The sequence below is a fragment of the Luteibacter sp. dw_328 genome, assembly GCF_018449605.1.
Taxonomy (GTDB): Bacteria; Pseudomonadota; Gammaproteobacteria; order Xanthomonadales; family Rhodanobacteraceae; genus Luteibacter.
The window spans coordinates 412,340-424,194 of record NZ_JAAVUW010000002.1 but is presented as its reverse complement, the minus strand read 5'-3'; the positions used below and the strand labels follow the sequence as shown (position 1 = coordinate 424,194).

Annotated in this window: 13 protein-coding genes; 4 read left to right on the top strand and 9 right to left on the bottom strand. The window is 64.8% G+C overall.

The window, feature by feature from the left end:
* Positions 1-39: 39 nt before the first annotated feature.
* Together egtD and egtB are read right to left on the bottom strand one after the other, a co-directional pair.
* The gene (gene egtD / locus HB634_RS06625) at positions 40-1,023 is read right to left on the bottom strand and encodes an L-histidine N(alpha)-methyltransferase (RefSeq protein ID WP_063573925.1); all 984 of its coding nucleotides are present in this window, start codon (positions 1,021-1,023) and stop codon (positions 40-42) included.
* Positions 1,020-2,288 carry an ergothioneine biosynthesis protein EgtB gene (egtB, locus tag HB634_RS06620; RefSeq protein ID WP_213948010.1) on the bottom strand — a complete coding sequence of 423 codons (1,269 nt, stop codon included), beginning with the start codon at positions 2,286-2,288 and terminating at the stop codon, positions 1,020-1,022. Before egtB ends, egtD begins: the two co-directional genes overlap by 4 nt.
* Positions 2,289-2,476: 188 nt before the next feature.
* Here egtB and HB634_RS06615 point away from each other — a divergent pair, with 188 nt between their 5' ends.
* Positions 2,477-2,929 carry a DUF6491 family protein gene (locus HB634_RS06615; protein WP_213948009.1) on the top strand — a complete coding sequence of 151 codons (453 nt, stop codon included), beginning with the start codon at positions 2,477-2,479 and terminating at the stop codon, positions 2,927-2,929.
* 129 nt (positions 2,930-3,058) lie between these two features.
* Here HB634_RS06615 and HB634_RS06610 read toward each other — a convergent pair whose 3' ends face one another.
* From HB634_RS06610 to HB634_RS06600, 3 genes are all read right to left on the bottom strand, one after another.
* A complete protein-coding gene (locus HB634_RS06610) occupies positions 3,059-3,469 on the bottom strand; it encodes a hypothetical protein (protein ID WP_213948008.1) in 411 nt (136 codons plus the stop codon).
* A 77-nt stretch (positions 3,470-3,546) separates the two neighbouring features.
* The gene (rlmKL, locus tag HB634_RS06605) at positions 3,547-5,697 is read right to left on the bottom strand and encodes a bifunctional 23S rRNA (guanine(2069)-N(7))-methyltransferase RlmK/23S rRNA (guanine(2445)-N(2))-methyltransferase RlmL (protein ID WP_213948007.1); all 2,151 of its coding nucleotides are present in this window, start codon (positions 5,695-5,697) and stop codon (positions 3,547-3,549) included.
* Positions 5,694-6,212: an alpha/beta fold hydrolase gene (locus tag HB634_RS06600; RefSeq protein WP_063572569.1), complete on the bottom strand. Its 519-nt coding sequence runs from the start codon at positions 6,210-6,212 to the stop codon at positions 5,694-5,696. Before HB634_RS06600 ends, rlmKL begins: the two co-directional genes overlap by 4 nt.
* A gap of 45 nt (positions 6,213-6,257) precedes the next feature.
* Here HB634_RS06600 and HB634_RS06595 point away from each other — a divergent pair, with 45 nt between their 5' ends.
* From HB634_RS06595 to HB634_RS06585, 3 genes are read left to right on the top strand one after another with little or no spacing between them, the layout of a single operon-like run.
* Positions 6,258-6,812, top strand: coding sequence for an N-acetylmuramoyl-L-alanine amidase (locus HB634_RS06595; protein ID WP_063572568.1), 555 nt, complete (start codon positions 6,258-6,260; stop codon positions 6,810-6,812).
* Positions 6,813-6,861: 49 nt separating this feature from the next.
* Positions 6,862-7,728, top strand: a complete 867-nt coding sequence (gene tesB, locus HB634_RS06590) for an acyl-CoA thioesterase II (protein ID WP_063572567.1) — start codon at positions 6,862-6,864, stop codon at positions 7,726-7,728.
* 4 nt (positions 7,729-7,732) lie between these two features.
* Positions 7,733-8,623 carry a LysR substrate-binding domain-containing protein gene (locus HB634_RS06585; protein WP_213948006.1) on the top strand — a complete coding sequence of 297 codons (891 nt, stop codon included), beginning with the start codon at positions 7,733-7,735 and terminating at the stop codon, positions 8,621-8,623.
* Here the strand turns inward: HB634_RS06585 and HB634_RS06580 are convergent.
* The 4 genes from HB634_RS06580 to HB634_RS06565 form a co-directional block, all read right to left on the bottom strand.
* Positions 8,598-9,857 carry an MFS transporter gene (locus tag HB634_RS06580; RefSeq protein WP_213948005.1) on the bottom strand — a complete coding sequence of 420 codons (1,260 nt, stop codon included), beginning with the start codon at positions 9,855-9,857 and terminating at the stop codon, positions 8,598-8,600. The two genes, HB634_RS06585 and HB634_RS06580, sit on opposite strands and share 26 nt — an antisense overlap.
* Before the next feature lie 101 nt (positions 9,858-9,958).
* Complete coding sequence (locus HB634_RS06575; RefSeq protein WP_213948004.1) at positions 9,959-10,414, bottom strand: hypothetical protein; 456 nt, start codon at positions 10,412-10,414, stop codon at positions 9,959-9,961.
* A 54-nt stretch (positions 10,415-10,468) separates the two neighbouring features.
* A complete protein-coding gene (locus HB634_RS06570) occupies positions 10,469-11,446 on the bottom strand; it encodes a multidrug resistance efflux transporter family protein (protein WP_213948003.1) in 978 nt (325 codons plus the stop codon).
* Between the two features lie 52 nt (positions 11,447-11,498).
* On the bottom strand, positions 11,499-11,840 hold the full coding sequence (locus HB634_RS06565; protein ID WP_063574097.1) for a hypothetical protein: 342 nt from the start codon (positions 11,838-11,840) through the stop codon (positions 11,499-11,501).
* Positions 11,841-11,855 lie beyond the last annotated feature (15 nt).

The window sequence follows — 11,855 nt, the reverse complement described above, 5'->3', positions numbered from 1 at the left end:
TTTCGCCGATGAATCGGCTCCTACAAAGAGCAACGGCACTCAGGCCACGGGTGTCGAACGCACGAGGTACTGCACACTGAAGCGGTGATCCTCGTCCATCCAGACCTTCGCCACGCTGAGCCCCGCCTTGGCTGCCAGCTGCGCGAAGTCCTCGAGCGAATACTTGCAGCTGTATTCGACGTGCATGGCTTCGTCTTCGCGGAAGGCAAACGTGTCGTGACCGACGTGCACGTCCTGCCGCTTGGTGCTCACCAGGGCGGTTTCGATGCGCCCGGCAAGCACGTTGTAACGGGCACGATGACGGAACGCGCTCACGTCAAAGTCCGTACCGATCTCGCGATTGAGGCGAACCAGCATATTGAGCGTAAAGTCGTTCGTGACGCCCGCCGCATCGTTGTAGGCGGCTTCGATCTCCGCCGGATCCTTCTTGAGATCCACGCCGATGATGATGCCACCACCGTCGCTCATCTCCGTGCGCATCAGTCGAAGGATGCGGATCGCCTCTTTCGACTCGAAGTTGCCGATCGTCGAGCCCGGAAAATAGATGGCCGTGCGTCGCGGTGAGCGTGAAGCGACCGGAAGACGAAGGGGCTGGGTGAAGTCCGCGCACACCGGCTGCATCGGGACATCGGGAAAACGCGTAGCCAGCTCGGCAACGCTTTCCATCAACGCCGAACGCGAGATTTCCACTGGCACATAGGCCACGGGTGTCACCAGGTGCTCAAGAAGCATGCGCGTCTTGATGCCGCTGCCACTGCCGTACTCGACCAGACGCACGTCGGGCCCAAGCGTGTCGGCAATGTCACCCGCGTGATCGCGCATGATCGCGATCTCGGTACGCGTGAGGTAGTACTCGGGCTGCTCGCAGATCGCCTCGAAAAGGGCGGAGCCGCGTTCATCGTAAAACAGTCGCGACGGAAGTTTCTTCGCCTTCAAAGCGAGCCCACGGCGAACGGTGTGCAGCGTGTCCTCGACATCCGGATGGCGGTCGTCGACGCGGATGTCTTTCGGTTGAGCGCTCATCGATCGTTTCCCAGTCGTATCCCCGAAAACTGCCAACGGGCATGGGGAGGAAAGAAGTTCCGGTAAGTCGCACGAACGTGATCGGCGGGCGTAGCGCAGGAACCTCCGCGGAGGATCCATTGCCCGTTCATGAACTTGCCGTTGTATTCGCCAAGGGCTCCGGCCAATGTCCGGTAACCCGGGTAACTGACATATGGGCTCATTGTCCATTCCCAAACGTCGCCATACATCTGCCCGAGCGGGGTCTCGAACGAGCAGGCACGGGGTTGGAACTCCCCGCTATCCTGAAGGTTCCCGCGCAGGGGTAAGGCCGCCGCCATGGTTTCCCACTCGACTTCGGTGGGAAGGCGCGCGCCAGCCCACCGCGCGAAGGCGTCGGCTTCGAAATAGCTGATGTGACACACGGGGGCATGCGGGTCGATCGCACGGCGCCCCTGCAGGGTGAATTCGGTCTCCAGGGCCTCGTCCCAGTACAAGGGCCGCTGCCACTGTTCTGCCTGGACCGTGGCCCAACCGTCGGCCAGCCATAGCGTGGGCTGGCGGTAGCCCCCATCGCGGATGAAGGCCGCGAACTCCGCATTGGTGGCCGGACGATTGGCCAGCGATCCGGCCTGTCGGTAGGTCCGATGACGCGGACCTTCATTGTCGAACGAGAAGCCCTCCCCGCCGTACCCGATCTCGACGATACCTTCGTCGAACGGTACGAAGGCCAGGACGGGCGCAGCGACGGACAGCGACCGAGGCGCATCCGGCGCAAACGCGGGCTCCAGCGGGTTCTGCGCAAACGCATGCTTGATATCGGTGAGCAGGAGCTCCTGGTGCTGCTGCTCGTGCTGAACGCCCAACTCGACCAGTGTCGGCAAGGTGGCATCGTCACCACGCGCGATTAACGTGACGATCGCGTCGTCCACGCGACATCGATAGTCCCGAACCTCATCCAGTGCAGGCCGCGTGAGCAGGCCGCGCTTCGGGCGCGCGTGCATCGGCCCGACCGACTGGTAGTACGAGTTGAACAGGAAGTGCCACTCCGGGTTCGGCGACACGTAGGCGGGGTCGCGCGACAGGATGAACTGCTCGAAGAACCAGGTGGTGTGCGCGAGGTGCCACTTCGTCGGACTGGCGTCCGACATGGACTGCACCACGGTATCCTCGGCCTTCAGGCGCGACGCCAGCTCCGCCGTACGGTGGCGGATGCTGAGGAAGCGTTGGGCGAGGTCCGCGCTGGCCGGCGGGTTCGGGTCGATGCCAAGCGGTCGGACGGTCATAAAGTGGGTTTTCCTGCACTGCCGACGGACTCGTCAGTCATTACGGAAACCTTGCCAGCGGAACTGTTCAACGAACGTGAGCGGACCCGACCGCCGCCTTAACGGCAGATCTACCGACGCCGCCTTTTCTCTCGTTTCGGGGCACAAACGGGCTTAACGTGCAGATTCATACGAAGGAGTGCCCGGCCATGAAAGTCCGTCACCTGTTTGTCGCTTCCCTGCTCCTCACCGTGGCCGCCCACGCCGCCGACCAGGCGCCCGCGCCCGGCGCCGCCCCCGCCACCAAACCCCTCGAGTTCAACGACTGCATGCGGACCGACAGGATCACCGACTGGAAGGTGATCGACGATCAGACCGTCGTTGTCGCGACCGGCCCCGATCACTTCCTGGTCAAGACGAACGTGGCGTGCCCGCGCATAGGGCTGGGCGGGGGTGTCCGCTTCAAGACCGCCGAGAGCAACAAGGCCATTGGCGGGTTTCGCATCTGTGGCACCCCCACTGAGAAGGTGCTGCGTATCAACGGCGACCCGCCGTGTGACATCCAGTCGGTAAGCACGATCGACAAGGACACCTACAAGGCCATGTCCAAGAACGCGAAGCTCAGCGGCTCCGGTGCCGGCACCAGCGGCTCAAAGCCATAAGCCAGAGCCTATCCCCCTCTGTAGGAGCCGATTCATCGGCGATCCCGCGGCAGCGGGCCAGCCCGCACAAAAAGAAGCCCGGCTATAAGCCGGGCTTCCTGTTTCAACCACTTACCTGCTCAGCGACGATCAATACCCGTCGTCACGCACATAGCGCGTGGTGCTGTAACCGTCGTCCACGTAGGTGGTGGTGGTCACGCGACGGGTAACGACCGGGGCGTCCTGGTAGACGACGGTGGCCGGACGGCTGTAGTAAGCCGGGCCGTCGTCATAGACGACCGTGCGCGGCTGCGAGGCATTGGCAACGAGGCCGACGACCGCACCGGCCACGATGGCACCGGCGATCCAGCGACCGGCGTGATCGTAGTGACCGCGGCCGTAGTAACCGCCGCCATGGTAGCCGTAGCCGCCGTGGTAGCCGCCGTAACCGCCATGGTAGCCACCGCCGTAGCCATACCCACGTGCGAACGCAGCAGGTGCGAACGCCATCAGACCCGCGGCGGCGAGAAGAAGGGCGGACTTAGCGAACTTAGCTTTCATGACAATTACCTCCGGGTGTTGAGCGCAGATTCGCGCTCGGCCACTGAATCCGGACTGAAGTTTTTTCCACGGCCCGTTCACGTTTTCCACGGGTTCACGAACGGCTTCCGAAGCAGCCAGCAGCCATGGATGTTGTGGCGGCGGGCGAAGTCGAACGGGATGCTCGGTGCACTCCAGTCTTCAATCTGGAAATGGGGCTCCAAAGCCTCCCGATCAAGCTGGAAACGACGGAAGTTGTTGGAGAAAACGATCACGCCGTCCGGCAGGAGGCGTTCGTTGCAGGCCAGCAACAGCTTCACGTGGTCGCGCTGGACGTCAAAGTCGTCGGCCTTCTTCGAGTTGGAGAAGGTCGGCGGATCGACATAGATCAGGCCGTACATCATGGAGCGCTTTTCGAGGAAGGTCAGGGCATCTTCCTGGACGAGCCGGTGGCGGGCACCGCTATAGCCGTTCAGGTCGAGGTTGCGCGAGGCCCAATCGAGGTAGGTCCCCGAGAGGTCCACCGTGGTGGTGTCGCGCGCGTCGCCGGCCGCGGCATAGACGCTGGCCGTACCCGTATAGGCGAACAGGTTGAGGAAATGCTTGCCGGCGGCAAGTTCCCGGATCCTGGCGCGGACCAGGCGGTGATCGATGAACAAGCCGGTATCGAGATAATCGGTGGGGTTGATCAGGAACTTCAGGCCCCCTTCGTTCACCTCGATGAACTCGCCCTTCTGGTCGAACTGCCCGTACTTGGAGCCACCCTTGCCCCGCTCGCGCGTCTTCACGGCGATCCGGTCGCGCGGGATCTCGAGCACTTCACTGGCCACGCGGACGATCTCGCGCATGCGGATGCGCGCGACGTCCACCGGCACATCCAGCGGCGCCTTGTATTCCTGGATGTGCAGCCAGTTTTCGTAGACGTCGATGGCGGCGGCGTATTCGGGGAGGTCCTGGTCGTAGGCGCGCCAGCAGGTGATGCCCTCGCGGCTCAGACGCTTGCGCAGGTGGCGGACATTCTTGTCCAGCCGGTTCTTCAGCATCTGCGCGCCGTCGGACAGCGGCTTGGCCTCGCGGGGCGCCTCGTCACGCGCGCGCAGGGCGAAGGTGAGCAGCGGTGTCTCGAGAGCGCCGTTGAACAGCACGTAGCGCTTGTCCGGGCTGAGGCGCAGGGCACGGCCCAGTTCTTCGTCGCCGGCCAGCACGGCGGCGCGCCAGCCTGCGAAGCGGTCCTTCAGGGCCTGGCCGAGGTCGCGATAGAGGGCCGGCAGTTCGGCGCGGTCGCCCAGACGCTCGCCATACGGCGGATTGGTGATGACGAGGCCGAGCGGCGTCTCCGGCGGCGGTTCGACGTGGACGGCGTCGCGGCGGTCCAGGTGGAAGAAGCCGGCTACGCCCGCGTTCTGCGCATTGCGCTTGGTGGTCTGCACCATGTGCGGATCGGAGTCGCTGCCGAAGAACACCGGACGCTGGTTCCGCAAGCCTTCGTCGGCGCGGGCCCTGGCCTCGTCGTAAATCGAGCGCCACAGGGAATAATCGTGCTTGGCCCAGCCGAGGAAGCCGTAGTAGTCGCGCTTCAGGCCGGGTGCCACGTCGGCGGCCATCAGCGCGCCTTCGATCAGCAGGGTGCCCGAACCGCACATGGGGTCGACCAGCGCGCCGCCTTCGGCATAGATGCGAGGCCACTGCGCGCGCACCAGCATCGCCGCGGCGAGGTTTTCCTTCAGCGGTGCCTCGCCCTGCTCCTCGCGCCAGTTACGGCGGTGCAACGGCAGGCCAGAGAGATCGATCGACAGCGTGGCGCGGTCACGCCTCACGCGGACGTTGATGCGTAGGTCCGGCTCTTCCGGATCGACATCCGGGCGCGAACCGGTCGCGGCCCGGTACTGGTCGACGATCGCGTCCTTGGTCTTCAGCGCGATGAACTGGCTGTGGGTGAGCTTGCTCATCGCCGTATTGGCGTCCACGGCCAGCGTGCCGTGCGGCGCCAGGTGCTCGGACCAGTCGATGTCCTGGATGCCTGCATAGAGCTGATCCGGATCGGCGGCGTCGAACTCCGACAGCGGCAAGAGGATCCGGCTGGCCATGCGCGACCAGAGGCAGGCGCGGTAAGCGGTCTCGATCGAACCGGTGAAGGCGACACCGGCGAGTGCCTCGCGAACGTCACCGGCGCCGATGGCGATCAGTTCGTCCTTGAGCAGGTACTCGAGGCCTTTCGGGCAGGTGGCAAAGAACTTGGTCTTGGTCATGCGAGGTTCCCCAGGAAGCGAAGGAACTCGGCTTCGATGTCGGGCAAGGTGGCGCCTAGGCGGTGGTCGTCCTGCACGAGCAGGGCGGGAATGGCGTGGTCACGGGCGAAAGCCAGTGCCTCGTCCAGGGGGCAGACGTCGTCGGCATAGCCATGGACGAGGAAGGTCGGTACAGCGGCCCTCAGGGCGAACTCCCTCGGATAGCCCGGGATCTTCGTCGGCAGGGCCAGCAGGAAGATGCCCGCCACGGGAACGTCCAGCGAGGCCAGCCCGGAGACGAAGGCGCCCATGCTCGAGCCGACCAGGACCGGCGGTGTCGGCGAGGCCGCGATGGCCCCGGTCAGCCGGGCCAGGCGCGGATCGATGCTGCCGGCATGGCCGCGGGCGTCGTCCTCCCGGTAATCCGGGCGGACCGTGGTCCAGCCCTGCGACTCGGCCAGGGCCGCCAGGACGCTCACCTTGGTGGCGTCGGGGCCCGAATCGGAGCCGTGGGAAAGAATGATGTGGCCGCGCATGGCGGTCTCCGGACGCGGAATGACCGGCTATGTTATCAAAGCGCCATGATCGACATTCTCGACACCCCCCTGCCCTATGTCGCCCGCCTGCCCGAACGGGCCGCGGACACCATCGACCTCGTGGTCATCCACTGCACCGAGCTGCCCGACCTGGCCATGGCCCGGGAGTACGGCGAGAAGGTGCTGTACGACACCGGGGCCGGCAATAGCGGCCATTACTACCTCGATCGGGACGGCACGGTGCTCTGCTACGTGGACCCCCTGCGCGTCGCCCATCACACCCGCGGCTACAACCCGCGCTCCATCGGCATCGAACTGGTCAACACCGGGCGTTACCCGGACTGGTTCCATTCGGCGAAGCAGACCATGACCGAGCCGTACCCGGAGGCGCAGATCACCGCCCTGCGCGCCCTGCTCGACCACCTGGTCGAACGCTTTCCTTCGCTCCGGCACATCGCCGGCCACGAAGACCTGGACACCGCCATGGTCCCGTCCAGCGACGATCCCGAGAACGAGGTCCCACGCAAGCGCGATCCCGGTCCGCAGTTTCCCTGGGTTCGTGCTTATGACGCCGGGCGCCTGGGCCGGCTCGACGGCTGACGCCCGCTATACTCGGCGCTCATTCGCTCCACGGTCAGAAAGGAAACCCATGTCGGACGCTCACGTCGGCGAACTCGTCGAACTCCTCGAACTCGAACGCCTGGAAGACAACCTCTTCCGCGGCCAGAGTCGGGACATCGGCACACGCTTCGTCTTCGGCGGCCAGGTGCTCGGCCAGGCCCTGTCGGCGGCACAACGCACCGTGGATCCCAAGCGTGAAGCGCACTCGCTGCACGCTTATTTCCTGCGCGCCGGCGACATCAATGCGCCGATCGTCTACAACGTGGAGCGTACGCGCGACGGCGGCGCGTTCTCCTCACGCCGCGTGGTCGCCATCCAGCACGGCCAGCCCATCCTCAACGGTTCCATCTCGTTCCAGGAGCCGGAGACCGGCTACGAGCACCAGATGACGATGCCGGAAGTGCCGGCGCCGGAAGACATCGAGCCGATGCACGCGATGAACGCGGAGCAGGTCGCCAAGCTGCCGGAGAAGACTCAGCGCTGGCTCGGCATCAACGGCCCGTTCGAGTTTCGCCATGTGTGGCCACGCGACGAACTGCGTCCGGCCAAGCGTCCGCCTTACCAGCACATCTGGTTCCGGCTCACCGCGCCGATCGAAGACACCCTGGCTCTGCACCAGGCCCTGCTCGCCTATGCCTCCGATTTCCACCTGATCGGCACGGCCACCCTGCCCCACGGCATCTCCTATCTCACCCGCAACATGCAGATGGCCAGCCTGGATCACGCCCTGTGGTTCCACCGGCCGTTCCGGATCGACGAGTGGCTGCTGTACTCGTTCGACAGCCCGACCTCGCAGGGTGCACGCGGCCTCGCACGCGGCATGATCTACACACGTGACGGCCGTCTCGTCGCCTCGACGGCGCAGGAAGGCCTGATCCGCGTTCGTCCCGACTGATCAGGTGAGCATCGAGCTACGGCATCTGCGTTACTTCATCGCCGTAGCCGATGAGCTGCACTTCAGTCGTGCTGCCGAACGGCTGGGTATTTCCCAGCCGCCGTTGAGTCAGCAGATTCGCGACCTCGAAGGCATGCTCGGCTTGAGGTTGCTGCGGCGGACCAATCGGCGCGTGGAGCTGACCGACGCGGGACGCGTTTACCTCGATGCTGCCCGGGACATCCTTTCTCGCGTCGGCGAAGCCGGCGACCTCGCTCGCCGCGCGGAACGCGGGGAGATTGGCGAACTGCATGTCGGGTTCACGCAGAGCACGCCATTGATTGCGCGGTTTCCGCGGGCCGTTCGCGCTTTTCGCGAAGCCTACCCGGCCGTGCGGTTGGTGCTGAAGGAACACAACACGCTGCAGCAGATCGAGCGGCTGCTCGACGGCAGTCAGCAGGTGGGGCTGATTCGCGGCACCGACCTACCGCCGTCGCTGACGGCACGCAAGCTGGTCGAGGATCCGCTCGTTGCCGTGCTGCGTGTAGACCATCCGCTGGCAAAGGGCCGCAAGCCACGCGTGCGTGTGGAGCAACTCGCCGCGGAGCCGTTCGTGGTGTTCAGTCGAAACGCCGGGACGGGCGTTGCCGCGCAGGTACAGGCGATGTGTCGTCGCGCGGGTTTCTCGCCTCGCGTTGCGCAGGAAGCCGGTGAATCGGCCACGATGGTCGGTCTGGTTGCTGCCGGGCTCGGCGTCGCCGTACTTCCGGCGTCGATGAGTCAGGTGCATGTCGAAGGTGTTGCCTACGTACCCATCGATTCGCCGGATGCGGCCAGTGCTCTCTATCTCGTGCACCGCCAAAGCGATTCGTCGCCGCTGGTGAAGGCCTTCATGCAGTTGATGCTGAAGGCGTGAGCCTGCGCAGCTTCAGAGCGATTGCGAGGCCTGCGAGGACGAGCAGCGCGACATACGTCGCCACGCCGTTCCAACCTGCGTAAGTCCAGGCCAGGCCGCCGATCGATCCGGCGATGCTCGAACCCATGTAATACGAAAAAAGGTAGAACGACGAGGCATGCGCGCGTGCGAACGTCGCGCGCTTGCCGACCCAACCGCTTGCAATCGAATGACCGCCGAAGAAACCGAAGGTCATCATCGCAATGCCGGCCACGATCGCCCACAGTGACGAGCTCGCCGTCAGCACGACGCCTGCCAGCATGATCACGAAGGTGGTCCAGAGCACGCGGGGACGACCCAGCTTGTCCGCCACCTTGCCCATCCATGCCGAACTCGCCACGCCGACCACGTAGACCATGAACACGGCGCCGACGTGCGATTGCGAAAGCGAGAACGGCGGCGCCAGCAGGCGATACGCGACGTAGTTGTAGATGGTGACGAAGGCTCCCATTAGCAGGAAGCCTTCGGCGAACAGCCAAGGCAGTCCCTTGTCGCGCCATAGCGAACCGAACGAGGCAAGTAGCGCGCGTGGATGCGAGCGACACTTTTCGAAATGCGCTGAAGCAGGAAGACCGCGGGCAACCAGTACGGCGGCGATCAACCCCATCGCTCCGATGATCGCCACGGCCACGCGCCATGAGGCGTGATCCGCCGCGAAGCCGGAGATCAACCGGCCGCCCATGCCGCCGATGGCGTTACCGCCGATGTACAGGCCCATGGCGAAACCCAGCGAGTCGCCGTGGATCTCTTCACTCACGTAGGTCATCGCCACAGCGGGCAAACCCGCGAGCGTGATGCCCAGGAGCGCCCTCAGCACGAGGAAGGTGCCCCAGGTCGGCGCCATCGCACTGAGCAGCACGAGCAGCGATGAGCCGAGCAGCGAAGCCAGCATGATCGGTTTGCGTCCGAAGACGTCGGAGATCGCACCGGCGAAGAGCATCGAGACAGCGAGCACGCCGGTCGTCAGCGATAGCGACAGGCTGCTGGATGCCGCGTCGAGCGCGAAGGCGCGCGAGAACGCCGGCAGCAACGGCTGCACGCAATACAGCAGACCGAACGTCGCGAAGCCCGACGAGAACAACGCCAGGTTGGTGCGCCGAAACGCTGGCGTGCCATGACGAATGCGCCGATCCACGACAACCGCCGGCGCGGCGGACGATGAGCCGTCCACGGGAACCTCCAGGGAATGTGCCATGAGACAAGGCTAAACCCTGAATTGAGTCGGATCGAGATAGTGCAGGCACCGATTCCATAGCTGAAACGTCTCAATGGCGCCGGATGCTGGTCCTTACCGTGTCACCGAACCGCCGTCCCCGGCGCATCGCCATCCCACTGGATCGCCGAAGCCAACTCTTCCCCGGTCAGGGCCAGTTCTCCCGAATCTGCCTCGGTCTTCAGCGACACCACATGCCCGTCGTGCCGCGACAGCTCGCGCGCTCCCGAACTTGCCATGGCGTGAGCTCGCTCATCGTCCGAGGACAGCAACACCAGCAAGGTTTTCGACCCGGCAACGAAGCGTACCCCGCTGGTCGCACCCGACGTCGCCAACGCCTTCGAATCCAGCGGCACGGCCTTCACCTTGCCCGCCCAGCGAGGTGGCGCGACGAACGTATAACCCGCTGCTTCGTCCCGCCACGCAAAGCGCTTCATCGGTTCCGGCGTCGGGGCAGCCTCGCCGTGCGTGCCCGGCCGCATCTGTGCCGATGCCATCAACGGAATGCCGAGCAGCAACGCGAGCGTGAACGATTTCATGGTGGCGTCTCCTGGAGTCGCCTTGCAGCCTACGCTTCGCGCGTGGCGATGGCGTCAAGCGCCACGATCGCCTGCCGCTTCCCCAGTATCGGCGGCGCCTTCCCTGCCGCTGACCCAGGCGAACAAGGCGATGCCGACCATGATGGCCACGGCACCCAAGGCGGCAACCGGTCCGGGTAAGGTCTCGTGCAGGAAGATCACTCCAATAACGGTGGCAAACAGCAGTTCGGCAGCCTGCATCGCCTCCACGGCCGCAAGGGCGGTCGCCTGGCGCCCCACCATCTCCGTCGCATGGAAAAACAGCACGGTGGCGATCACACCCGAAGACAACGCCACGCCACCGGCGAGCAACGCTTCACGGAGCGACGGCGGCCCGATGGTGAGCCACGTGACGACGGCGAGCAGCAACCACAACGGCCAACTCGCCAACGTCATCCCGAACACACGCTGCACCGCGCCAAGCTTCGTTCCCGTGCGTTCCAGATGCAGCAGGATCATCCGGTTGCCAAGCGGATAAGCGAACGCGGCAAAAACCACGGCGCCCACCGCAAGCCACGCTGATGCGTCGAGTGTCCCGTGCGAATGCCCGAACTGCAGCAACATCACCCCGGCAACGATCAGCACGCCGATCGACAGCGCAGCAACGTGCCAGCGCGCCCGTGCATCGCGATAAATGAAGGGCGCCAACATGGGCCCCGCCAGTACCGTGGTCTGGAAACTACCCGCGACGAGCCACGACGGCCCACTACTCGCCGCCCAGGTCAGCGGCACGCCGAACAACACGAAGCCCACGCTGCTCCACGTCAGCCACTGGCGCGTGTGCGCGCGCAACTCGTGCGGCAAGGCGCCCAGGCCACCCTGGAACGGCAGTACCACCGCCAGCAATGGCAAGGTCATCAGATAGCGAAGAATCACCGCCCACTGCCAATGCCCGCCGCCACTGACGACAGCACGATTGAGGACATAGGTGAGCGTGAAGAACAGCGCCGAAATCAGCGCGATCGTCACCGCCTTGAGGGCATGGGAACGCATGGACAGCCTTGCATGGAGCGAAGGCCGAGTGTGCCAGTGTCGCGCGGGTGCGTCAGCCCGTTTCGTTCAATTCGAGGAAGAGTTCCTGCAGCTCGCCGCCGATGACCTGGCCGCCGACGGAAAGCGTTACATCGCCGTCGACGCCCGAGACCGGACAGCATCCATCGACAATGCCAAGGATGTTCGCCGTGGTGTCGACCATGACGTTGGCGATCACTTCGATAAGGGTGTCCTTGCCCTCGTCGTCGAGCGTATTGAACATGGTGAGCGCACGAATCCACAGCGGATCCACCGCCCGGTCCACGGGCGTGGTGCGGAACATCTCGTTGTAGACCGCGAGATTGTCGCGGACCACGGCGTTCTGGATGGCCTGGACAAAGTGGTCGGGAGACATGGGGCTGCCACCTGA